The sequence below is a fragment of the Arthrobacter sp. PsM3 genome (assembly GCF_030433895.1).
Lineage (GTDB): Bacteria > Actinomycetota > Actinomycetes > Actinomycetales > Micrococcaceae > Arthrobacter.
The window spans coordinates 97,025-119,235 of sequence record NZ_JARUXE010000008.1 but is presented as its reverse complement, the minus strand read 5'-3'; the positions used below and the strand labels follow the sequence as shown (position 1 = coordinate 119,235).

20 protein-coding genes are annotated in these 22,211 nt (G+C 66.8%); 17 read left to right on the top strand and 3 right to left on the bottom strand.

The window, feature by feature from the left end:
• The first annotated feature begins 48 nt into the window (after positions 1 to 48).
• From QCD75_RS06035 to QCD75_RS05995, 9 genes are all read left to right on the top strand, one after another.
• Entirely contained in the window at positions 49 to 597 is a 549-nt protein-coding gene (locus tag QCD75_RS06035) for a F0F1 ATP synthase subunit B (RefSeq protein ID WP_301226681.1), read from the top strand.
• Entirely contained in the window at positions 597 to 1,421 is an 825-nt protein-coding gene (locus QCD75_RS06030; protein ID WP_301226679.1) for a F0F1 ATP synthase subunit delta, read from the top strand. The genes QCD75_RS06035 and QCD75_RS06030 overlap by 1 nt, the downstream gene beginning before the upstream one ends.
• 87 nt (positions 1,422 to 1,508) lie before the next feature.
• Positions 1,509 to 3,146 (top strand): F0F1 ATP synthase subunit alpha, encoded by a 1,638-nt coding sequence (gene atpA, locus QCD75_RS06025; protein WP_301226677.1) that lies wholly within the window; start codon positions 1,509 to 1,511, stop codon positions 3,144 to 3,146.
• A 75-nt stretch (positions 3,147 to 3,221) separates the two neighbouring features.
• Positions 3,222 to 4,115 carry a F0F1 ATP synthase subunit gamma gene (locus QCD75_RS06020; protein WP_226761536.1) on the top strand — a complete coding sequence of 298 codons (894 nt, stop codon included), beginning with the start codon at positions 3,222 to 3,224 and terminating at the stop codon, positions 4,113 to 4,115.
• 80 nt (positions 4,116 to 4,195) lie between these two features.
• Complete coding sequence (gene atpD, locus QCD75_RS06015) at positions 4,196 to 5,650, top strand: F0F1 ATP synthase subunit beta (RefSeq protein ID WP_226761535.1); 1,455 nt, start codon at positions 4,196 to 4,198, stop codon at positions 5,648 to 5,650.
• A 1-nt stretch (position 5,651) separates the two neighbouring features.
• Positions 5,652 to 5,936 carry a F0F1 ATP synthase subunit epsilon gene (locus tag QCD75_RS06010; RefSeq protein WP_024366377.1) on the top strand — a complete coding sequence of 95 codons (285 nt, stop codon included), beginning with the start codon at positions 5,652 to 5,654 and terminating at the stop codon, positions 5,934 to 5,936.
• Positions 5,937 to 5,946: 10 nt separating this feature from the next.
• Positions 5,947 to 6,378 (top strand): DUF2550 domain-containing protein, encoded by a 432-nt coding sequence (locus tag QCD75_RS06005; RefSeq protein ID WP_301226673.1) that lies wholly within the window; start codon positions 5,947 to 5,949, stop codon positions 6,376 to 6,378.
• A gap of 5 nt (positions 6,379 to 6,383) precedes the next feature.
• Positions 6,384 to 7,766: an alpha/beta hydrolase gene (locus QCD75_RS06000; RefSeq protein ID WP_301226671.1), complete on the top strand. Its 1,383-nt coding sequence runs from the start codon at positions 6,384 to 6,386 to the stop codon at positions 7,764 to 7,766.
• Entirely contained in the window at positions 7,763 to 10,315 is a 2,553-nt protein-coding gene (locus QCD75_RS05995) for a rhomboid family intramembrane serine protease (protein WP_301226669.1), read from the top strand. The genes QCD75_RS06000 and QCD75_RS05995 overlap by 4 nt, the downstream gene beginning before the upstream one ends.
• Positions 10,316 to 10,417: 102 nt before the next feature.
• Here the strand turns inward: QCD75_RS05995 and QCD75_RS05990 are convergent, their stop codons facing one another.
• Positions 10,418 to 10,621 (bottom strand): cold-shock protein, encoded by a 204-nt coding sequence (locus QCD75_RS05990; protein ID WP_024365900.1) that lies wholly within the window; start codon positions 10,619 to 10,621, stop codon positions 10,418 to 10,420.
• A gap of 505 nt (positions 10,622 to 11,126) precedes the next feature.
• Positions 11,127 to 11,822, bottom strand: coding sequence for an endonuclease NucS (gene nucS, locus QCD75_RS05985; protein ID WP_301226665.1), 696 nt, complete (start codon positions 11,820 to 11,822; stop codon positions 11,127 to 11,129).
• Between the two features lie 59 nt (positions 11,823 to 11,881).
• On the opposite strand from nucS, the gene QCD75_RS05980 reads away from it, so the two are divergent.
• On the top strand, positions 11,882 to 12,235 hold the full coding sequence (locus QCD75_RS05980) for an ATP/GTP-binding protein (protein ID WP_301226663.1): 354 nt from the start codon (positions 11,882 to 11,884) through the stop codon (positions 12,233 to 12,235).
• Positions 12,236 to 12,269: 34 nt separating this feature from the next.
• Positions 12,270 to 13,079 (top strand): alpha/beta hydrolase, encoded by an 810-nt coding sequence (locus tag QCD75_RS05975; RefSeq protein WP_301226661.1) that lies wholly within the window; start codon positions 12,270 to 12,272, stop codon positions 13,077 to 13,079.
• 101 nt (positions 13,080 to 13,180) lie between these two features.
• Here QCD75_RS05975 and QCD75_RS05970 read toward each other — a convergent pair whose 3' ends face one another.
• Positions 13,181 to 14,365, bottom strand: coding sequence for an AI-2E family transporter (locus QCD75_RS05970; protein ID WP_301226737.1), 1,185 nt, complete (start codon positions 14,363 to 14,365; stop codon positions 13,181 to 13,183).
• Between the two features lie 317 nt (positions 14,366 to 14,682).
• On the opposite strand from QCD75_RS05970, the gene QCD75_RS05965 reads away from it, so the two are divergent.
• The 6 genes from QCD75_RS05965 (at position 14,683) to QCD75_RS05940 (ending at position 22,153) form a co-directional block, all read left to right on the top strand.
• The gene (locus QCD75_RS05965; RefSeq protein WP_301226659.1) at positions 14,683 to 16,485 is read left to right on the top strand and encodes a hypothetical protein; all 1,803 of its coding nucleotides are present in this window, start codon (positions 14,683 to 14,685) and stop codon (positions 16,483 to 16,485) included.
• A 157-nt stretch (positions 16,486 to 16,642) separates the two neighbouring features.
• Entirely contained in the window at positions 16,643 to 17,653 is a 1,011-nt protein-coding gene (locus QCD75_RS05960; RefSeq protein WP_301226657.1) for a tetratricopeptide repeat protein, read from the top strand.
• On the top strand, positions 17,653 to 18,753 hold the full coding sequence (locus tag QCD75_RS05955; protein WP_301226655.1) for an NADH:flavin oxidoreductase/NADH oxidase: 1,101 nt from the start codon (positions 17,653 to 17,655) through the stop codon (positions 18,751 to 18,753). The genes QCD75_RS05960 and QCD75_RS05955 overlap by 1 nt, the downstream gene beginning before the upstream one ends.
• 203 nt (positions 18,754 to 18,956) lie before the next feature.
• Positions 18,957 to 19,739 carry a glucosamine-6-phosphate deaminase gene (gene nagB / locus QCD75_RS05950; RefSeq protein WP_301226654.1) on the top strand — a complete coding sequence of 261 codons (783 nt, stop codon included), beginning with the start codon at positions 18,957 to 18,959 and terminating at the stop codon, positions 19,737 to 19,739.
• A 79-nt stretch (positions 19,740 to 19,818) separates the two neighbouring features.
• Positions 19,819 to 20,127 carry a DUF3039 domain-containing protein gene (locus QCD75_RS05945; RefSeq protein WP_413463701.1) on the top strand — a complete coding sequence of 103 codons (309 nt, stop codon included), beginning with the start codon at positions 19,819 to 19,821 and terminating at the stop codon, positions 20,125 to 20,127.
• Between the two features lie 235 nt (positions 20,128 to 20,362).
• Positions 20,363 to 22,153: a DEAD/DEAH box helicase gene (locus QCD75_RS05940; RefSeq protein WP_301226651.1), complete on the top strand. Its 1,791-nt coding sequence runs from the start codon at positions 20,363 to 20,365 to the stop codon at positions 22,151 to 22,153.
• Positions 22,154 to 22,211: the final 58 nt, after the last annotated feature.

Genomic DNA, 22,211 nt, shown 5'->3' with positions numbered 1-22,211 from the left:
CAGAACCCAGCGAACATCCAGAACCAAGTAGATAAGGACGGGTGAAATATGAAGCAGCTGATCATCTCAGCCGCCACAGAGGGCACTAACCCTCTGGTTCCCAACATCTGGGAAATGTTTGTCGTCCTCGTAGGCTTTGCAGTCCTCATGTACATCGTGGTCAAGTATGTTGTCCCGATGTTCGAGAAGACCTTCGCAGAGCGTGCCGAGGCCATTGAGGGTGGCATTGCCAAGGCCGAAAAGGCCCAGGCAGAGGCTTCCGCCGCTCTCGAAGAGTACAAGCAGCAGCTCACTGATGCCCGTGCCGAGGCCAACCGCATCCGCGAGGAAGCACGTGCCGAAGGCGCCCAGATCCTTGCGGATCTGAAGGAGAAGGCAGCTGCAGAGTCTGCCCGCATCACGGCACAGGCTCACGCTGCCATCCAGTCCGAGCGCCAGGCGGCCGTAGTGTCGCTCCGCGCGGAGGTTGGCACACTGGCCACGACGCTGGCAGGGCGGATCGTAGGCGAGTCGCTTGACGACGATGCGCGTTCGGCGCGTGTGGTTGACCGCTTCCTGGCAGATCTGGAGAACCAGAACGCAGGTGCAGCTAAGTAATGGCAGGTGTATCGAGCGAATCGCTGACCGCGGCCCTGGTGGCGCTGGAAGCCAAGCTTCCTTTTGCCTCGCTGCAGTTGGCCAAGGAACTCTTCGGAATCCTGGGAACAGTGGACAGTTCGGCCGGCTTGCGCCGCGCCCTGACCGATCCGTCCCGCAGCGGTGACGAAAAGTCGGCGCTTATCAAGCAGCTCTTCGGCGGTAAAGTCTCCGCTGATGCTGTGGAAATCACGAGCGGACTGGCCGGCTCACGCTGGGCATCGGCTCGGGATATCGGCGATGCCCTCGAGACTCTTGCCGCTTCGGTGGTAATCGCCGTTGCTGAAAACAAGTCTGCCGTCTCTGCCTCAGGGATCAGCGGTCTGGAAGCGCTGGAGAACGACCTGTTCTCCTTCAACCAGGTCGTCGAATCCAACCACGAGGTACAGCGTGCCGTGTCTGAACCGCAGGCGAGCCCGGCTGCCAAGGTTGTCCTCGCTGAACGGCTTGTACCCAGTGCAAGCGAGGAGGCGAAGGTCCTCATCGGACAGGCGGTATCGCAGCCACGTGGCCTCAAGGTGACCAAACTCGTCCGTCGTTTCGCCGAGCTTGCGGCCAAGCGCCAGCAGCGCTGGATTGCAACGGTCAGCGTCACCCGTGCATTGACGGAGACCCAGACCAGCCGTCTGCAGGCGGGGCTCAATGCCCTCTACGGGCGCGAGCTCAAGATCAACATGAACGTTGACCCGGCGCTGATTGGTGGCATCCGGATCCAGGTCGGTGACGAAGTGGTAGACGCTTCGGTCCTCGCCCGCCTGGGCCAGCTTCACCGTCAGCTTGCTTAGCTAGCCGGACAAGCACAACTTAACGAAACGAAACCCCGGTCATCGTGAGCAACGATGATCACGAAAACAGGAGAGCAGGGACTGCAGATGGCCGAATTGACCATCAACGCCGACGACGTCCGTATTGCGTTGAACGAGTTCGCGGCGTCCTACGAACCCGGAAACGCAGAGCGCGTAGAGGTCGGCCGTGTAACAACCGCAGGTGACGGCATCGCCCGTGTTGAGGGCCTTCCCTCGGTCATGGCGAACGAGCTGCTTCGCTTCGAAGACGGCACGCTGGGCCTGGCCCAGAACCTCGACGTCCGGGAAATCGGCGTCATCATCCTCGGTGACTTCACCGGAATCGAAGAGGGCCAGGAAGTACACCGCACCGGACAGGTTCTGTCCGTTCCGGTGGGCGATGCCTTCCTTGGCCGCGTCGTTGACCCGCTGGGCGAGCCCATCGATGACCTCGGCGAGATCAAGGCCGAGACCACCCGTGCACTGGAACTCCAGGCGCCCGGCGTGACCCAGCGCAAGTCGGTCCATGAACCGATGCAGACCGGCCTCAAGGCTATCGACGCCATGATCCCGATCGGCCGCGGCCAGCGCCAGCTGATCATCGGTGACCGCCAGACCGGCAAGTCGGCCATCGCCATCGACACGATCATCAACCAGAAGGCCAACTGGGCTTCCGGCGATGTCAACAAGCAGGTGCGCTGCATCTATGTAGCCATCGGCCAGAAGGCATCCACGATCGCGGCCGTGCGTCAGACGCTTGAGGACAACGGCGCACTGGAGTACACGACCATCGTGGCTTCCCCCGCGTCCGACCCCGCAGGCTTCAAGTACCTGGCACCGTACGCCGGCTCGGCGATCGGCCAGCACTGGATGTACGGCGGCAAGCACGTCCTCATCGTGTTCGATGACCTCTCCAAGCAGGCCGAGGCCTACCGTGCAGTATCGCTGCTGCTCCGCCGCCCGCCGGGACGCGAAGCCTACCCGGGCGACGTCTTTTACCTGCACTCCCGTCTGCTGGAGCGTTGTGCCAAGCTCTCTGACGAGCTCGGTGCAGGGTCGATGACCGGCCTGCCGCTCATCGAGACCAAGGCAAACGACGTTTCCGCCTACATCCCGACCAACGTGATCTCCATCACCGATGGCCAGATCTTCCTGCAGTCGGACCTCTTCAACGCCAACCAGCGTCCGGCCGTCGACGTGGGTGTGTCCGTCTCCCGCGTGGGTGGCGCTGCCCAGGTCAAGTCCATGAAGAAGGTCTCCGGTACCTTGAAGCTGGAACTGGCTCAGTACCGCGACATGCAGGCATTCGCAATGTTCGCGTCGGACCTCGACGCCGCATCGCGCCAGCAGCTGACCCGCGGCGCACGACTGATGGAACTGCTCAAGCAGGGCCAGTACTCGCCGTTCCCGGTTGAGGACCAGGTCGTTTCCATCTGGGCCGGCACCAACGGGCACCTCGACGACGTTCCGGTTGAGGACATCAACCGCTTCGAGACCGAGTTCCTGGAGCACCTCAAGCACAAGTCCTCCATCCTGACGACGCTGGCCCAGACCAACGTCATGAGCGATGACACTGCAGAAGCACTGAAGACCGCGATCGTGGACTTCAAGAAGGGCTTCTTCGGCGAGGGAGACAACCTCCTGGTGGGTGCGGGGCATGAAGAGTACGCCCCCATCGACGAGGCACAGGTCGACCAGGAAAAAATCGTCAAGCAGAAGCGCTAGTTTCGCTGGCAGGGACAGCCGGGACCCACAAGGTTCCGGCAGTCCCGGCCACCGGGATCTTAGGAAAGGATAAGTATGGGAGCCCAGATCCGGGTCTACCGCCAGAAGATCAGCTCGACGACGTCGATGCGCAAGATCTTCAAGGCGATGGAACTGATCGCTACCTCGCGCATCGGCAAGGCCCGAGCACGCGTAGCAGCTTCACTGCCTTACGCAAACGCCATCACGCGTGCCGTTTCTGCTGTCGCAAGCCAGAGCGAAATCGACCACCCGCTGACCACCGAGCCGGAGCAGATCCGCCGGGCCGCCGTCCTGGTAATCACCTCGGACCGTGGCCTCGCAGGTTCGTACTCCGCGAGCGTGCTCAAGCAGGCGGAAGGCCTCAACGAGCTGCTCGTCGAGGAGGGCAAGGAAGTCAAGTTTTACCTGGTCGGCCGCAAGGCGCAGGCATACTTCGACTTCCGGAACCGTCCCTACGGGCGGGTCTGGACCGGCGGCACGGATGCGCCGGAGTTTGCCACCGCACAGGAAATCGGCGAGGCATTGCTGGCTGACTTTGCGACGGACTACGCAGAGGGCGGCGTTGACGAGATCCATGTCGTCTACACACGCTTCAAGTCCATGGTCACGCAGGAGCCGACGGTTGTCCGTCTTCTCCCGCTGGAGGTTGTCGAAGAGCAGGCGGCGTCCGAAACGGACCTCCTCCCGCTCTACGAATTCGAGCCGGAAACGGAGCAGGTTCTTGATGCTCTGCTGCCGCGCTACATCGAATCACGTATCTTCGCCGCAATGCTGCAGGCAGCGGCTTCGGAGCTTGCTGCCCGCCAGCGGGCAATGAAGTCCGCCGGTGACAATGCCACGGACCTCATCAAGAAGTTCACGCGTCTGCGCAACACTGCCCGCCAGGCTGAAATTACGCAGGAGCTTTCCGAAATCGTGGCCGGTGCCGACGCGTTGAACGCGTCCTAGCCTCCCCGAGCTTGGATCCTGCGGTACCTGCACCAAAGTAAACTTAACCCCAACGCCATCTACTGAGTGAAGTGAGAGAGATGACTGCCACTGCTACCGAACACGTAGCCGCGACGACCGGTGCTACCGGCCGTATTGCACGTGTTATTGGCCCGGTTGTCGACGTCGAATTCCCGGCTGACGCAATCCCCTCGATTTACCACGCACTCACCACCGAGATTACTCTCAACGGTGAGACCAAGACCATCACGTTCGAGGTTGCCCTGCACCTCGGCGACAACGTCATTCGCGCCATCTCCCTGCAGGCAACCGACGGACTCGTCCGCGGCACCGCTGTGGTGGACACGGGAGCCCCCATCTCCGTGCCCGTCGGCGACGTCGTCAAGGGACACATCTTCAACGTCCTCGGACAGCCGCTTGATGTGACCGAGGCCGAACTCGACATCACTGAGCGCTGGCCCATCCACCGCAAGGCCCCGGCCTTCGCGACGCTTGAGGGTTCCACCGAGATGATGGAAACCGGCATTAAGGTCATCGACCTTCTCACCCCCTACATCAAGGGCGGCAAGATCGGCCTGTTCGGCGGTGCCGGCGTCGGCAAGACCGTGCTGATCCAGGAAATGATCACCCGTGTTGCCCGCAACTTCGGTGGCACCTCGGTGTTCGCCGGTGTCGGTGAGCGTACCCGTGAAGGCAACGACCTCTGGGTTGAAATGGAAGAGGCGGGCGTCCTCAAGGACACCGCCCTTGTATTCGGCCAGATGGATGAGCCGCCGGGAACGCGCCTGCGCGTGGCACTGTCCGCCCTGACCATGGCGGAGTACTTCCGCGATGTGCAGAACCAGGACGTGCTGCTCTTCATCGATAACATCTTCCGCTTCACCCAGGCAGGCTCCGAGGTTTCCACCCTCCTCGGCCGCATGCCGTCGGCCGTGGGCTACCAGCCCAACCTGGCTGACGAGATGGGTCTCCTCCAGGAGCGCATCACGTCCACCAAGGGCCACTCGATCACCTCGATGCAGGCCATCTACGTCCCCGCGGATGACTACACCGACCCGGCCCCGGCCACGACCTTCGCACACCTCGACGCGACCACGGAACTTTCCCGTGAAATCGCTTCCCGTGGTCTGTACCCGGCCGTTGACCCGCTGACGTCGACCTCACGCATCCTGGATCCGCAGTACATCGGCAACGACCACTACAACACGGCCGTCCGCGTCAAGCAGATCCTGCAGAAGAACAAGGAACTCCAGGACATCATCGCCATCCTCGGCGTTGACGAGCTCTCTGAAGAGGACAAGATCGTCGTGTCGCGTGCACGCCGCATCCAGCAGTTCCTCTCGCAGAACACCTACACCGCCAAGCAGTTCACCGGCGTCGAAGGCTCCACGGTGACCATCAAGGACACCGTTGAAGGCTTCACGGCGATCTGCGACGGCGACCTCGACCACATCGCAGAGCAGGCGTTCTTCAACGTCGGCGGCCTGGATGACGTTGAGCGCCAGTGGGCCAAGATCCAGGAACAGACCAAGTAATATGGCTGAGCTTGAGGTTGAGATTGTCGCAGCGGACCACTTCGTGTGGTCCGGAGCGGCCACAATGGTCAAGGCCCGCACCAGCGATGGTGAAATCGGAATCCTGCCCGGCCACTCGCCCCTGCTGGCGATTCTGGCCGAAGGCGAGCTGGCAATCCAGCCGGTCTCCGGTGACCGCATTGCCGTAGTTGTCGACGGCGGCTTCTTCTCCGTCGACAACAACCGGGTCGTCATTGTCGCTGACAACGCCCAAATGGGCGACGCAGCTACTGCGGGGATCCGCTAGCACGACCTTGATGAACGATACAGTTTTTCCGTTCATCGTCCTGGCAACGATCTTTGCGTTGCTGGTATTGGCACTGTGCATTTCCGGGGTGCGCCGCTTCAATCTGCGGCGCGCCCTGGGCACGGTGGACGCCTCCATTTGCACGGCTGGAAACAGCTGGCAGATGGGGGTTTGTCGTTATCAGGACAACGACCTCGAGTGGTTCCGGCTCGCCTCCCTGAGCATGAGGCCGAAGCACACCTTTCGCCGGAGCTCGCTCGAGCTTGTCGGCCGGCGCAAGCCCACTGAATCCGAGCTCGTCAAGATCCAGCCCGACGCCGTGATTGTCGAACTCCGGTACGAAGGGCAGGGCGTCCTGCTCGCCATGCGGTTTGACGCCTACACGGGGCTGTCGTCCTGGCTTGAGGCCGGGCCGGTCATTGGCGTCGGCACCTGGCGCTAGCCCCGGTGGACTTCATCGAAGACCTGCGGCTCGTCGACGGCCCGGTCCTGTGGATTGCCTGGGCCGCCGGAGCGGCGGGAATGGGCTACCTTCTCTGGCGGGGCGGACAACGCCGCACCAGCCAGCCGCCGGGTCCCCGCTGGCTCCAGTCCCTGCTTGCCCCCGCCGCCGCCATCTTCTGCGCCGCCGCACTGTTGGCCGCCGCCCACTGGCTGCTGGTGTATGCCCTTTCCGTCTTCCCGGGGGAGCTGCCGCGTGAGGTTCTTGCCTGGTCCCTTCCCGCGGTCACGGCTCTGCTGCTCTGGATCACGGTCCTGTGGGTCAGCTGGCGCCGCACGGGCGCCCGGACCCCCGCACCCGAGGGCAGCCGGCGGCCCGCCCGGAGGATTGCAGCGGCGACGGGTGCACTGCTTGGCGTCCTGCTGTTCTCCGCCGTCCAGATCAACGGCTACTTTGGCCTCAACCACACGGTGAGCGACCTGATGGGCACCGCCGTGGCGCGGATCCAGCCGCTGGAAGATGCGCTGAAAAGTACTCCCGGAGCCCCCGCCGGCCCCGGCCTGGCGGGCTGGAAGCCGCCGGCCGATCTGCCCGCCAGCGGTGTGCTGCGGCGCGCCGTAATCCCCGGTACCAGCTCGGGGTTCCAAAGCCGGGAGGCCTACATCTATCTTCCGCCGGCCTACCGGGCCACGCCCCGGCCTGCCTTGCCTGTATTGGTCCTCTTCTCGGGCCAGCCGGGCGGTCCGGCGGACTGGCTCACCGGCGGGGCGCTGCGGGCCCGGATGGACCAGTTTGCGGCAGCGCACCACGGCGTGGCCCCGGTGGTGGTGGTTGTTGACCCGAACGGCTCCGCCTCGGGCAACACCCTCTGCATGGACAGCAGGATCGCGCGGGCGGACACCTTCCTCGCTGTGGACGTGCCGGCCTGGATCAACCGGACGCTGGACGTGGATCCGGACCCCTCGAAGTGGGCGGCCGGGGGTTTCTCCTTCGGCGCGACCTGCGCGATGCAGATGGTGACCCGGCATCCCGACATCTACAGCTCCGCGCTGGCCTTCTCTAGCGAGAAGGAACCGGCCCTCGCCAAGGAGCGGGAGAAGACCATCGCTGCCGCCTTCGCCGGCGACACCGAAGCCTTCGACCGCCAGACACCGCTGCGGCTCATGCAGGAGCGCCGCTATGAAGGGCATGGCATCTATTTTGGTGCCGGCGAGCGGGACCCTGAGTTCATTGGTTATATGAATCTCTTGTCGGAGGCTGCCCGCGCTGCCGGATTCTCCGTGGAGGCCCGCCGGATCCCCGATGCCGGGCACTCCTGGGAGACCGGGTCCAAGGGGCTGCCCGCCGGGCTCGACTTCCTGGCATCCCGCTGGGGGATTACCCAGTGAGCCCGGCAGCAACGGCACGGCAGCCGGGGACGGGACTTGCCTCCCTCCGGGGCCTGGGCCGTGAAGGCCTGCGGCAGTCACTGGGCCATCTGCGCGCCATCCCCTTCACCCTGGCGGTCCTCGCGGCCTTCCTGATCACCGGTGCGGCCACCGGAAGTTTCCTTGCCGGGCCACCGGAATCCCTGCTGGACGTGGCGTCCGTCGGCGCCCCGGACCTGAAGTCCGGGCGGTGGTGGTCGCTGTTCACCTCGATGTTCTTTGCCACGAACCTGCTGGCTTACGCCGCGGCCGCGCTGATGATCCTGGTCCTGCTGGGCTTCGCCGAACGGAAGCTGGGCACGCGGCGCACGGCCGTGTTCTACTTCGTCGCCCAGTTCGCCGCGGTCACGCTGTTCCTGCTGCTGACGCAGCTTGCCCGCTACGTCGACGACGGCTGGCTGAGCCGGATGGTGGACGCGCGGCTGATGGGCCCTTACGCCGCGGTCCTCGCCGTCTCGCTGGCGTCCAGCGGGCTGCTCCCCACGCTGTGGCAGCGGCGGCTGCGGACCGCCGTGGTCTCCATTTCGCTGATGCTCGTGCTGTACGTGGGGCACCCGGAGACCGTCGTCGGGTTCGCGGGGGCACTGGCCGGGCTGTCGGCCGGGTGGTGGATCCAGGGCGACAAGGGCACCCTGCACCGCCACCGCTCCACCGGGCGCGAGACCCGCAACCTGCTCGCGCTCACCGTGGCGATCTTCGCCGTCGGCCCCATTCTGACGGCCACGGTCCGGACCCCCACCGGGCCGCTGGCCCTGCTGCGGGATGTCGTCCTGAACCCGCTGCCCACGCTGAACCAGCTGGAACAGATCTGCGGCGGCAGCATCGACGTCACCTGCCTCGAGGCCGGCCGCGCCGGTTTTGCGGGTCCTCTGGGTCTCGCGCTGGCGGTCGTCCCGGTGGTGCTGCTGCTGATCTGCGCGGACGGCATGCGGCACGGCCGACGCCTCGCCCTCCGGATCGCGATCACGCTCCAGCTCGCCGTGACGGCCATGGCCGCCGTCTACCTGTCCCTGATCGCCAGGATTCCGCAGTACCCCAACCGGCCCCGTACCGGGGTGATGGGATCAGGTTTCGTCCACGTGCTGCCCCTCGTGGTGGTTCCGCTCGTGCTGGTGGTGCTGCTCGCGGCCAACCACCGGCAGTTCCGGGTCGAAACGAGTCCCCGGGCCCGCCGGGCCCTCGCCGCCGCCGTCGGCGGCACCTGGCTCGTGCTGGCCTCGTGCTACACCGGAGTCTGGTTCGCCGCCGGCGGCATGGACCGCGACGGCGGGCTGCTGGGCCTGGCTGCCGAACTCTCCCGCCAGTACCTGCCGCTCCCCATCCCAGGTATCTACAGCCGCATCTTCCAGGGCCGCAACGCGGTCGAGGCCTTCCTTTTCGCCACCTCCGGGATTATCTTCTGGTCGGTTGCCCTGGCCGCCGTCTGGCTGGTCCTGCAACGCCGGCTGCACCGCACCGACGCCGGAGCCGAGGACCGCGAGGTGGCCCGCGGCCTGATCCGCCAGGGCGGCGACTCCCTGTCCTGGATGGCGCTGTGGGAGCCCAACAAGTACTGGTTCGCCCCCGATGGCCACGGCGGGGTGGCCTACCAGCAGCACGGCAATGTCGCGCTGACGCTGGCCGGACCCTTCGGCCCGGCGGCGTTCCGCGAGGAGACCGCAGCCGGCTTCATCCAGTACTGCGCCGAACATGCCCTCATTCCGAGCTTCTACTCCTGCACCGACGAGCTGTGGCCAATGCTGGAGCGCCGCGGCTTCCGGCGGGTCGCCGTAGCCCAGGAAACCCGGCTGGCTGTGCGCTCACTGGAGTTCAAGGGCAAGGACTGGCAGAACGTCCGCACCGCCCTGAACCGGGCCGAGAAGACCGGGGTGCACGCGGTGTGGGGACGCTACGCCGACTTCGCGCCCGCGCTGCGCGCCCAGCTGATCGAGGTCTCGGAGGAATGGGCCGCCCAGAAATCCGTTCCGGAAATGGGCTTCACCCTCGGCGGCATCGACGAACTGCAGGACGAGGAGGTGCTCTGCTGCCTTGCGGTGGACGCCGAGGGGCAGGTGCAGGGCGTCACCAGCTGGCTGCCGGTGTATGCGGACGGGCGCCTCGTGAGCTGGACGCTGGATGTTATGCGCAGGCGCGGTGATTCCTTCCCGGGGGTGATGGAATTCCTGATCGCCTCTGCCGTGAAGGAGCTGCGGACCTCCGTGGAGGTCATCTCCCTGTCCGGATCGCCGCTGGCGAAAGACACCGCGCAGGCCGCAGGCGCCGGGGATGAGGCCGGATCCGAGGCTCTGGCAGGGATCCTGGACGTCGTCGGCAAGGCGCTGGAGCCTGTCTACGGTTTCCGCTCACTCGCCACCTTCAAGTCCCGCTTCAAGCCCGAGTACCGGACCCTGTATCTCTATTACCAGGACCCGCTGCAGCTGCCCGCCATGGGCAGGGCGCTCAGCCAGGCCTATCTCCCGGGCCTGTCGGTGCGGCAAAGTGCGCGGCTGCTCCGGACACTGGTGCGCTGATCCGGTACCACGGGCGTACGAGGGCAAAAAGATGGTCCCCGGCACGGATGCCGGGGACCATCTTTGCGCGGGGACTGCCGCAGGCAGATCCGCTGCGGGGTGCTAGACCAGCGTCACGCCGGTAGCCTGGGGGCCCTTGGCGCCCTGGCCGATTTCGAACTGAACGCGGGCGTTCTCGTCGAGGGTCTTGAAGCCACCGGTCTGGATCTCCGAGTAGTGAACGAAGACATCGCCGTCGGAGTCATCCGGGGTGATGAAGCCGAAGCCCTTTTCAGCGTTGAACCACTTGACAGTTCCCTGTGCCATGTATTTCTCCTCATTATGGATCTGGGTTAAGTCCGGCACACTTCGTACCGGACTTGGTCACTCCGCGAGAAGAACCTTGGCTGTGGGTCCGGAATTACCGGGCTTCGGCGGCAGGAGCTTCACGCTCGCAACATGTCTTGCGAGCATGAAAAAACACCTACACAAAGACTGGTCTAAGAATTTCATGCCAGTTGCCTCAGGTCAACGGCCGCGGGGCAGAATTCCATAAATTTTGTACAAAGAATCGATGAACGATTTCAAAGCGGATTACCGGCGCCACGTTTCGTAATGGTGTTGTCGAAAGTTCCGCGCCCGTCGCCGGCCGGACCGAAAAGTGCGGCAGGGCATTCCCTGCCGGAATTCGTGCTCTGACGGAACAATGGAGCGTGGCTAAATCACTGATCCCGGTAAATGGCCGTCCCGGCTCCGGGAACGCCATGCCGGAAACCATGTGGCAACCGGCCCCGGTCCCGGGGGGACCGCCACGGTGGAATCGTGGTGACTCTTAGAAGAGCCGCGATTCGACGTCGTCGACGCCGCGCATGGCGTCATAGTCGAGGGTGACGCAGTCGATGCCGCGGTCGTTCGCCAGCACCTTGGCCTGGGGCTTGATCTGCTGGGCGGCGAAAATCCCGCGGACCGGGGCCAGCAGGGGGTCGCGGTTGAGCAGTTCGAGGTAGCGCGTGAGCTGCTCCACGCCGTCGATGTCCCCGCGCCGCTTAAGCTCGATGGCCACGGTGCCGCCCTTGGCGTCCCTGGCCAGGATGTCGACCGGGCCAATGGCCGTGAAGTACTCGCGGCGGATGAGGGAGAACCCGGTGCCGAGAAGCTCGATCTGGTCAGCCAGCAGCCGCTGCAGGTCCGCCTCGACGCCGTCCTTGATCAGCCCGGGGTCCTGGCCGAGCTCATGGGACGTGTCATGGATCTGCTCATGGATGTTGATGATCAGCCGGTCGTCGGTCTTGGCGGACTGGACGGTCCACTGCTCGACCACGCCCGTTTCAACATCGACCTCGTCCGGGGTGGAGACCCGCAGGGACGCCGGGGGGCTCATCCAGTTCAGCGGCTTGTAGGAGCCGCCGTCCGAATGGACCAAAACGGAACCGTCGGCCTTGACCAGCAGGAGCCGGGTGGCCAGCGGGAGATGGGCTTTGAGCCGTCCGACATAATCAACGGAGCAACGGGCTATGACTAAACGCACCCGGTCAACACTACCGTCTGCGGGGAGAACAGGCACCCGGACTGGGGCAGAATGGAACCATGCCCCGTTCCAACCGCCCCCGCCGCGCCGTCCCCGGACGGCCCGGGCCCGGCAAAGTACAGAAGCCCGGAGCCAAGGGCGGCCCGGTGCCGGAACTGGACCTTGAGCGCGCGCGCTCCGGCTTTGCCCGCCGGGAGAGCGCACCGGACGGGGAATGGTCGGTCCGGCCGATCACCGCGAGCCGGGCCGAAAAGACCTACATCTGTCCGGGCTGTTCGACGGCGGTGCAGCCCGGTGTGGCACACCTCGTGGTGTGGTCCGAGGACCACCTTTTCGGGGCGGCCGCCGGGCTGGCGGAGCGGCGGCACTGGCATACCAACTGCTGGAGCTCTCGCAGCTACCGGTACCGCTGACTGACCCGCCGGCGGCTTTCGCTAAGCTGGACGCATGAGTTTTGACCCGGCGTCGTACGTCTTCAGCCAGCCTTCCGCACCGACCGTGATCCGCGCCTCCACCGTTCTCCCGGCCCGCCGGGAGAACGTCGTGCTCCGCACGAGCGACGGCCACCGGCTTGTAGGCGAGCTGGCACTCCCGGAGTCCGGCGAGGTGAAGGCCACCCTGATCACCCTCCATCCGCTGCCGACCCACGGCGGTTTCATGGACTCGCACGTCTACCGCAAAGCCTCCTACCGGCTGCCCGCCCTGGCCGGCATCGCCGTGCTCCGGTTCAACACGCGCGGCACGGGATCGCCGCGGGGAACTTCCGAGGGGGCGTTCGAAGAGGGGATCGGCGAACGCCTCGACGTCGAAGCGGCCGTGCAGTTCGCCGTCGACCGCGGCCTGCCGAACCGCTGGCTGGTGGGCTGGTCCTTCGGCACCGAACTCGCGCTGATGTACGGGGCGTCGGAACCGGTGGCCTCCGAGGTGGAGGGCGCCATCCTGCTCTCGCCCCCGCTGCACCGCGCCACGGACGTGCACCTCAAGGAATGGGCCGCCTCCGGCAAACCGCTCAAGGTCCTGGTCCCCGAGCTGGACGACTACCTCCAGCCGGCCGAGGCCATGGAGCGCTTTGCGGTGGTGCCGCAGGCCCGCGTCGTGGGCGTGGACGGTGCGAGGCACCTGTGGGTGGGGGAGAAGTACGCCGGCCGGGTGCTCAACGAGATTGTCGGCGAGGTGCTGCCGGGCGGATCCGGCGGATCTGCCGGCACCGAACTGGCGCAGGAGTGGAACGGCCCGGTGGCCACGGCCCAGGCCTGAGCTCCGCCTGCCTTTCCGCTGGGGAAAGGGACAGCCACTGCGTGGATCCACGCAGCGGCTGTCCCTTTTTCGTCGCGGAAAACTTTTAGTGCTCGTCCTGGTTAGTGCTTGTCCTGGCGGACGATGAAGATTTCCTTGATCAGGAGCATGATCGCGGCCGCGGTGGGGATCGCGATCAGTGCGCCCAGCACGCCCAGCAGGCTGCCGCCGGCGATCACCGAGATGACGGCGACGGCGCCCGGCACCGCAACGGCTTTCTGCATGATGCGCGGGGAGATGAAGTAGGCCTCGAACTGCAGGTACGCGAAGTAGCAGATGGCGTAGACCACAGCAGTCTGCCAGCCTGCCGTGAGGGCGATCAGTGTGACAATCACGCCGGCGATCAGCCCGCCGACGAGGGGGATGAAGGCGAGCAGGGCCACGACAAACGCCAGCAGCACGGCGAACGGAACGCCGACGATCGACATCACGATGAACGCGAAGGTTGCGTTCACGAGCGCGACGACGGCCTGGCCGATCACGTAGTTTCCCACCGATCCGGTGATTTCCTCGGACAGCGCCGCGACCCGGGCCCGGCGGGACCGCGGGGCAAGCCGGTAGCCCCATTTCTTCATGGCAGGCAGGGCCGCGAGGAAGTAGAGGCTCAGCACCAGCACGATCAGGGCGCCGAACAGGCCGTTCGCCACGGTGGAGCCGAAGCCGACGACGCCGCCGAAGATGCCACCCATGGCCTCCGGGTTGTTGACGAACTTCTCCAGCTCCTGGGTGATGCGTTCACGCACCCCGTACTGGTTGTCGATGCTGCGGAAGAAGTCGGAGTTGATGAAGTCCGTGACCCAGCGCGGCGCCTCCTCGACGATCTGGGTGACCTGCTGGACAATCGTGGGGATCAGTGTGGCAAAGAAGGCGGCAATGGCCAGTCCCAGGGTGGCAACAGCGGCCACAATGCCCGCCGCGCGGGGGAACTTTTTCCCCTCCAGCCAGCGCACCACAGGGTCCAGGCCCAGGGCGATGAAGAGTGCCGCCACGATCCAGAGCAGCAGCTGCGTGGTGTTGGAACCGATCCAGTAGACGAGCAGGGCCACGCCGACGCCGACTGTCCCCATGAACCCGACGTAGAGGGGGTGCTGTGAGGACATGCGCGGGCCGGGGTGGCCGAAGCGGGCGCTGGTCTCGCTCTCCGGCGTCGTTTCGTCGGCTTCCTGCTCCGGGGGCATCTCGAAGCGGAGCCGCGGCTGGGCCCCGGGAAGGGGCTGGCGCAAGCGGTGGGCCATCGAGTTCAGCATCCCGGCCAGGGCCGTCCGGCGGGGGGGAAACTGCTCCTGCGGACCACCCGCCGTGCTGCCGGATTCCTGGCTTTCTTCCGGTCCTGAGGGGGACGAATCCGTGTGTCCAGTCACTGCGTTGAAAGCCCTTTGTCCTCTGAATATTCCCTGCGACGCCGCTGTCGCGGCCCGGGTGTGATGATCACCGCAAACACTATCAGCAGCCTTGTTATGGCGCGGCGAAGCAGCGGCCGGGGGCGGCGAGGGAGGGATTGACAAACAGCCCGATCTGACTCCGTGGTAACAAAATGGTTACTATTGAAGTTACGTGTCCGCTGATGATAGGTAATATTTTGCGTTTCAAGACTGCAGTTGCACTAGTGCTGCTGGGCCTCCTGACACTGCTGGCAGGGATCGGCCAGAAGACATTCTGGGCTCCGGCCGAGTCCGTGACCGCCACCGTACCAGCCGGCGCCACCGCCGCGCCCCTGACCGTTTTCGACGAGAAGCTGCGCACCCTGCACGAGGGCACGGTGACGATCAATGTCAAGGGCGAGGGCAGCTTCCTGCTGGCCGCCGGCCGCCCGGACGACGTCGACGCCTGGGTCGGCACGACCGCCCACAACACCGTCTCCGGCGTCTCCGAGGACGGCAAGGCGCTGCAGGTGACGCATGCCGACGGGGCACCGACCGCTCCCTCGCCGGCCGGCTCCGACCTGTGGGTCACCACGGAGAACGCCAGCGGCGAGCTGAAGTACAACTGGACCCCGCCGGCCGACGGCGACTGGGCCCTGCTGCTCGCCACGGACGGCACCAAGCCGGCCCCCAGCTCCATCACCATGACCTTCCCGAATGACACCTCCACCCCGTGGGCCATTCCGTTTATAGTCCTCGGCGGCCTGCTGGTGCTGGCCGGCGCCGCCCTGCTGGTGCTCAAGCCCAAGTCCGGCCCCCGTGCCGGGACCGGCAGCGGGAGCTCTGCCGGAGCGACCCCAACGGTGCCCGCCGGGGACCCGGCCGCCGGTGGCCCCAAAGCCCCTGATGCGACCGGCGGCACCCCCAAGGGCGTCCCGACCAAGGACTCCGGAAAGCTCCCGGCCAAAGCCGCAACCGCCGCCCCGCGCCTGCGGCGCCCCGGCCTCGTCGTGGCCATGCTGACAGCCACGGCCGTCGCCGGGACCGGTGTGGCGGCCCAGGCCAGCCAGACGCCCGCCCCGTCGCCGGGCACCTCCTCCGCCGCCGCGGGGCAGGCGCCGGACTCACCGGTGCTGGTCGATGCCCAGTTCCGCCGCATCCTTGAGCAGGTTGCCAGTGCCGTCGACGCCGGTGATGCCGCCAAGGACGCCAGCAAGCTTGAACCGCGTGTGGCCGGCCCCGAACTTGAGGTCCGCACGCAGAACTACAAGATCCGCTCCCAGGTCGGCTCCTATGAGGCCCGGATGCCGGTCCGCGCCACGAAGCTCCTTACCACCGTGGTGACCGACAAACGCAGCTGGCCGCGCACGGTCATGGCGGTCACCCAGGGCGAAGGCAATGTGGTTCCGCAGCTGCTCACCCTGACCCAGGCCTCCCCGCGGGAGAACTACAAGCTGGTCCTCACCACGCCGCTGCAGCCGGGAACGACCTTCCCGGGGATCGCACGCGGCGGCACCGAGACCCTGGGAGGCTCGGATAAATCGGGTCTCCTCAACAGCGGCGAGGAAGCGCTGGGCGCGCTGGGCGACCGGCTGAACTCGGCTGACTCCGCCTACAAGAACAAGGTCGCCGAGGGTGAGTCCTCGCCGTACATCGCTGACACGCTGGCCTACCAGACCGACGTGGTGAACTCAGGTGTCAATGGCACCTTCTCCTTTACCCACAAGATCGTCCCGGAGAGCGTCACAGTGTTCCGGACTGCCGACGGCGGGGCACTGGCCCTGGGCCGCCTGGACTTCGCGTTCGACGGCACCCCCAAGGCCGCCGGCGACAAGCTGACGATCGGTGACGACGCGGCGGCCCTGGCCGGCGGCAAGGAGACCAGCACCGGCATGGTGCTGAACTTCGCCGAGTCCGTGGCCGTCTACATCCCGCCGGCCGGATCCCAGGATCCAATGAAACTCGTCGCCGCCACCCGCGGCCTCGTGGGGGCCAACTTCAAGTAGGCCGGCCAGAAGCGGCACCCGCGCAGGCGCCGCTGGCACAGGCAGCGCCGACAGCAGCAGCACGGACAGGAGGGACCCGGCCGTAAGGCCGGGTCTTTTCTGTTGCCGGGGGCCCGCCCGTGGCACCTGCCCGGGCTGATGTGGCTAGAGTGGAACCATGACTTCGCCAGCTTCCCGCCCCGTCCCGCCAGCTGCCGCCAACCCGCTCAACCTGCGGGGCGCCGTCGACCTGTCCTCGCTCAAACAGCGTCCCGCGGCGCCACCGGCCGGCACCGGCCCGAGCGGCGCGCCCGGCATCCCCGGTGGGCCCGGCGCGGGCAACGGCGGTGCGGAGCACCCTGGCCGACCGCTTCGGGTGGACATCACCGAAGCCAATTTCCAGGAACTCGTTGAGCTGTCGGCGCAGGTGCCCGTAGTCGTTGCCCTGTGGGCGGCGTACTCGCCGGGCTCCGCCGAACTGGTTGACGTCCTCGAGCGCATCGTGGACAGCTACGAGGGCCAGCTGGTCCTCGGTGCCGCCGACGTCGAGGTGTTCCCGCAGCTGGCCCAGGCGTTCCAGGTGCAGGCCGTCCCCACCGCAGTGGCCCTCGTGAAAGGCCAGCCGGTGCCCCTCTTCCAGGGCGGCGCCGAGGAACCGCAGGTCCGCAGCCTGCTGGATGAACTGCTCAAGGTCGCCGCGGCCAACGGCGTGAGCGGACGGATCGGCGCGGGCGGACCAGGCGCCGCCGAGGCCGAGGCCCCGCCGTTGCCGCCCCTGCACCAGAAGGCGTTCGACGCGATCGAAGCCGGCGACTACGCCGCTGCCGCGGACGCCTACCGGCAGGCCCTCCTGGAGATGCCCGCAGATGCCGACGCCAAGGCCGGACTCGCCCAGGTGGAGCTGATGGGCCGGCTCCAGCTGCTGTCGGCCGCGGACAGCGAAGCGCTGCGCCAAAAAGCCGCCACTGAGCCGGACAGCCTGGAAGCCCAGCTCGGTGTGGCCGACCTCGATGTCGCCGGCGGGCACGTCGAGGACGGACTCGGCCGGATCGTCGCGTTCATCGGCAGGAACTTCGGGCCGGAGCGGGAAACCGCCCGGGTCAGGCTGCTGGAGCTGTTCGACGTCGTGGGCACAGCCGACGACCGCGTCGCGAAAGCGCGCCAGAACCTGGCCCGGGTGCTCTTCTGATGGGTTCGGCGCTCTTCACGCCGCTCGAACTGCGCTCCCTGCACCTGCAACACCGCGGCTGGGTCTCCCCGATGTGCCAGTACAGCTGTGAGCCGGAGACCGGAGAGGGGGTTCCTAATGACTGGCATCTGATGCATCTGGGTTCCTTCGCCACCGGCGGCGCAGCCCTGATCCTCACCGAGGCGGCCGCCGTGAACGCCGCAGGACGGATCAGCCCCCGGGACGCCGGACTCTACAACGACGAGCAGGCGGCGGCGTGGGAACGGATCACATCCTTCGTGCACCGGCACGGCGCGGCAGAGACCAAGATTGGCGCCCAGCTGGCGCACGCCGGCCGGAAGGCGTCCTCCTACTGGCCGTTCTCCGGCAAGACGGGCACAGTGGCAGCCGCCGACGGCGGCTGGCCCACCCTGGGTCCCGGCACCTCAGCTTTTGACGGGTACGAGGCGCCCTCGGCGATGACGGAGGAGGGGATCGAGGGTGTGATCGCCGATTTCGCCGCCGCCGCCGCCCGGGCCGTCGGCGCCGGGTTCGACACGATCGAAATCCATGGCGCCCACGGCTACCTCCTGCACCAGTTCCAGAGTCCGCTCGTCAACGACCGCACCGACCGCTGGGGCGGCGACGAGGCCGGCCGGAACCGGCTGACCCTCGCGGTGGTCGACGCCGTGCGGAACGTCATCCCCGACTCCATGCCGCTGCTGCTGCGGATCTCTGCCTCTGACTGGGCCGAAGGGGGCATCGATGTGGAGGCTTCGGTGCGGATGGCCAAGGCGGCGTCGGAACACGGCGTGGACCTTGTGGACGTCTCCAGCGGCGGAGCTGTGGCCTACCAGCAAATCCCGGTCGGTCCGGGCTACCAGACCGGGTTTGCCGCGCGGATCCGGCGCGAAACCGGCGTCAGGACCGGTACCGTGGGTCTGCTGACGTCCGCCGGCCAGGCCGAGCATGCCGTGGCCACCGGCCAGGCCGACGGCGTCTTCATCGCCCGTGCCGCGTTGCGCGATCCGCACTGGTGGCTGCGGGCCGCGTTCGAGCTGGGCCATGAGCTGGCCTGGCCGCCGCAGTACGAACGTGCCGTTCCCCGCCACTCCTTCTAGCGAGATTCAGGGTTGCTCGCCGCCCTGGGCCGGGCGGACGCCGGACTGGCCCAGATGGGGGTCGTGCTGGGGCGCCGCGGCGCTGCCGTGCCCTGCTGGCCGGGCTGGCCGTCAACCGCAGACGCGCGCGCCGGGGCCGGGACTGCGATAACCTGCCACTACGGCATAACCGCAACGGGGCAAGGCAAGCGCAAAGGCAGGCCATGGAAGTCGTCATTCTGTCCGGCACCAAGCTGATCGCCGCCCTCGCGGCGGACGCGATCGAGTCACTGCTCCGGCGCAAGCCCGACGCCGTCCTGGGCCTGGCGACCGGTTCGTCGCCGTTGCCGGTCTACAACGAACTGGCGCTGCGGCACGAACGGGACGGCTTGGATTTCAGCCGGGTCCGTGCCTTCGCCCTTGACGAGTACGTGGGTCTGCCGGCCGGCCACCCCGAGTCCTATCGTGAAGTGATCAGGCGCGAATTCACCGAACGGGTCAACATCGACCCGGCGAACGTCCACGGGCCTGACGGCCAGGCCGCCGACATCCCGGCAGCCTGCCGTACCTTCGAGGATGCCATCCGCGGGGCGGGGGGAGTGGACCTGCAACTGCTGGGGGTGGGCACCGACGGCCACATCGGGTTCAATGAGCCCGGTTCATCCCTTGCCTCACGGACCCGGGTCAAGACCCTGATCGAGCAGACACGCCGGGACAATGCACGGTTCTTCGGCAGCCTGTCCCACGTCCCGCACCACGTCCTTACCCAGGGCCTGGGAACCATCCTGGAGGCCCGGCATGTGATTCTCATCGCGGCCGGCGCGCAGAAGGCCCAGGCGGTCCGCGACCTCGTGGAAGGGCCCGTCGCCGCCATCTGCGCCGCCTCCGTCCTGCAGCTGCATCCGCACGCCACGATCCTGGTTGACGAGGCCGCGGCGTCCTCGCTGCGGCTCGCCGACTACTACCGCCACAGCTATGAGAACAAGCCGTCGTGGCAGGGGCTGTAGCAGCCCGTCCCAGCGGTCCCGTCCCGGCCGCGTAGCCATTGCGTCCGATCCAGCGGCTAAGATGGGTCTCATGAACAGCATGACCGATCCCCTCGAAAACGACCCGATGCGCGAGCTCTCCGGAGCCGGGACGTCGACGGCCACAATCGAGCGCGAGGAACTGCGCCAGGAAGTGGAACCCGGTGACCGGGAACGCTTCTCGCACTACGTGCGCAAGGAAAAGATCATGGAATCCGCGCTGTCCGGCGAACCCGTCATCGCCCTGTGCGGCAAGGTCTGGACGCCGGGCCGCGATCCGAAGAAGTTCCCTGTCTGCCCCGAATGCAAAGAGGTCTATGAGGGCCTGCGCCCGGGCAAAGACGGCGGCAGCGGTTCCGGCGACAAGTAGCTGGTCCCCGCGGGCCGCGAGGCTCCGGGCCCCTGCGTGCGGCCCCTTTGCGTTCCGCACCTCCGTTCCGCCTCTCCGTTCCACCCTGCGCCGGAGGGCCTGTTCCCCCCGGTGAATGATGCCGGCCCATGCCGGCCGGTGGTTGCTTACGGTTCATCCGAAAAAGATTGGTGTTTTTGTGCTTATTTGGGTTTCTCCGGCAGCGCCAGCAGTACGCGGAATGGAGGGCACCTAAATGACAGAGACACTCTTTGGCGGACCCGTCCTCCCGCCCGCGTATCCCGAGCGGGCCGCCTGGGGCACCGCACCGAAGCTCCGTGCCTGGCAGCAGGAGGCCCTCGACAGCTACTTCAGCACCCATCCCAGGGACTTCCTGGCGGTCGCCACGCCGGGCGCCGGCAAGACCACCTTCGCGCTGCGGGTGGCGTCCATGCTGATCGAGGCCAACGTCGTCAACCGCGTCACCATCGTGGCGCCCACCGACCACCTGAAGCGTCAGTGGGCCGACGCCGCCGCCAAGGTGGGGATCGCCATCGATCCGAACTTCAAGAACGCCGACGGCCAGCACGGCCGCGGTTTCATCGGCGTCGCGGTCACCTACGCGCAGGTGGCAAGCAAGCCGATGCTGCACCGGGCCAAGACCGAGGCGGCCCGCACCCTCGTCATCCTCGATGAAATCCACCACGGCGGCGAGGCGCTGTCATGGGGCGACGGACTCCGCGAAGCCTTCGAGCCCGCGGCACGCCGGCTCTCGCTGACGGGTACTCCGTTCCGTTCCGACACCTCGCCGATCCCGTTCGTGGAATACGCCGAGGACCGGGACGGCATCCGGCGTTCGAAGGCGGACTATACCTATGGCTACGGCAAGGCGCTGCGGGACCACGTGGTCCGTCCGGTGATGTTCATGGCCTACTCCGGCCAGATGCGCTGGCGCACGAGCGCCGGCGAGGAGATGGCGGCCTCGCTCGGCGAATCGGCGGTCACCAAGAACGTCACCTCCCACGCCTGGCGGACCGCGCTGAACCCCACCGGGGCGTGGATCCCGGCGGTCCTTGCCGGGGCCGACAAACGCCTCAGCGAGGTGCGCCGGACAGTTCCCGACGCCGGCGGGCTTGTCATTGCGACCGACCACGAGGACGCGCGCGCCTACGCCGGCCAGCTGAAGAGGATCACCGGCGAGTCGCCCACAGTGATCCTCTCCGATGATGCCAAGGCCTCCAGCAAGATCGAGGAGTTCACCGCCAGCGAGAAGCGCTGGATGGTGGCCGTGCGGATGGTCTCCGAGGGCGTGGACGTTCCACGGCTCTCCGTTGGGGTGTACGCAACCTCCACCGCCACCCCGCTGTTCTTCGCCCAGGCCGTCGGCCGCTTCGTGCGCGCCCGGAAACGCGGCGAGACGGCGTCGGTCTTCCTGCCCTCCGTGCCGCAGCTGATGGCGCTGGCCAACTCCATGGAGGCAGAGCGCGACCATGCCCTGGACCGCCCCGAGAAGGAGGACGGCGACGGCCTCTTCAACCCGGAAGACTCGCTCATGGACGAGGCGAACCGCGAGGAGAAGGCCTCCGATTCGCTGACAAAGGGCAAGTTCGAGGCCCTGGATTCGCAGGCCTCCTTTGACCGCGTGCTGTTCGACGGCGGCGAGTTCGGCACCGGCGGCGAGGTCGGCTCGGAGGACGAGCTCGACTTCCTCGGAATTCCCGGCCTGCTCGACGCCGAACAGGTCGGCACGCTGCTGCGCCAGCGCCAGCATGAGCAGCTCAACCGCAAGAACGCGCGCGCCCCGCAGGGCGCGGCTGCGGCCGCTGCTGCCGTACCGGCACTGCCGGATCACCGGATGCTGATGGACCTGCGCACCGAACTGGCCAAGAATGTCGCGGCCTGGTCCGCGCGGACTGGCACGCCACACGGCGTCATCCACACCAAGCTCAGGACGGTCTGCGGTGGTCCGGCCGTGGCCCAGGCCAACGAGGAGCAGCTGCAGACCCGGCTGCGGAAGCTCCAGGACTGGTTCATCGGCCGGAAGTAGCCGCCGCCGGCATAGGAGCCAGGGCACAAAATCCACCGGGCCAAATGCCAACGGCACA

Coding starts and splice junctions, on each gene's coding strand:
- QCD75_RS06020 (WP_226761536.1), top strand. CDS start 3,222: ATGGGAGCCCAGATCCGGGTCTACCGCCAGAAGATCAGCTCGACGACG.
- QCD75_RS06035 (WP_301226681.1), top strand. CDS start 49: ATGAAGCAGCTGATCATCTCAGCCGCCACAGAGGGCACTAACCCTCTG.
- atpA (WP_301226677.1), top strand. CDS start 1,509: ATGGCCGAATTGACCATCAACGCCGACGACGTCCGTATTGCGTTGAAC.
- atpD (WP_226761535.1), top strand. CDS start 4,196: ATGACTGCCACTGCTACCGAACACGTAGCCGCGACGACCGGTGCTACC.
- QCD75_RS05980 (WP_301226663.1), top strand. CDS start 11,882: ATGCCCCGTTCCAACCGCCCCCGCCGCGCCGTCCCCGGACGGCCCGGG.
- QCD75_RS05940 (WP_301226651.1), top strand. CDS start 20,363: ATGACAGAGACACTCTTTGGCGGACCCGTCCTCCCGCCCGCGTATCCC.
- QCD75_RS06010 (WP_024366377.1), top strand. CDS start 5,652: ATGGCTGAGCTTGAGGTTGAGATTGTCGCAGCGGACCACTTCGTGTGG.
- nagB (WP_301226654.1), top strand. CDS start 18,957: ATGGAAGTCGTCATTCTGTCCGGCACCAAGCTGATCGCCGCCCTCGCG.
- QCD75_RS06005 (WP_301226673.1), top strand. CDS start 5,947: ATGAACGATACAGTTTTTCCGTTCATCGTCCTGGCAACGATCTTTGCG.
- QCD75_RS05945 (WP_413463701.1), top strand. CDS start 19,819: ATGACCGATCCCCTCGAAAACGACCCGATGCGCGAGCTCTCCGGAGCC.
- QCD75_RS05960 (WP_301226657.1), top strand. CDS start 16,643: ATGACTTCGCCAGCTTCCCGCCCCGTCCCGCCAGCTGCCGCCAACCCG.
- QCD75_RS05970 (WP_301226737.1), bottom strand. CDS start 14,365: ATGCTGAACTCGATGGCCCACCGCTTGCGCCAGCCCCTTCCCGGGGCC.
- QCD75_RS05965 (WP_301226659.1), top strand. CDS start 14,683: ATGATAGGTAATATTTTGCGTTTCAAGACTGCAGTTGCACTAGTGCTG.
- QCD75_RS06030 (WP_301226679.1), top strand. CDS start 597: ATGGCAGGTGTATCGAGCGAATCGCTGACCGCGGCCCTGGTGGCGCTG.
- QCD75_RS05990 (WP_024365900.1), bottom strand. CDS start 10,621: ATGGCACAGGGAACTGTCAAGTGGTTCAACGCTGAAAAGGGCTTCGGC.
- QCD75_RS05955 (WP_301226655.1), top strand. CDS start 17,653: ATGGGTTCGGCGCTCTTCACGCCGCTCGAACTGCGCTCCCTGCACCTG.
- QCD75_RS05975 (WP_301226661.1), top strand. CDS start 12,270: ATGAGTTTTGACCCGGCGTCGTACGTCTTCAGCCAGCCTTCCGCACCG.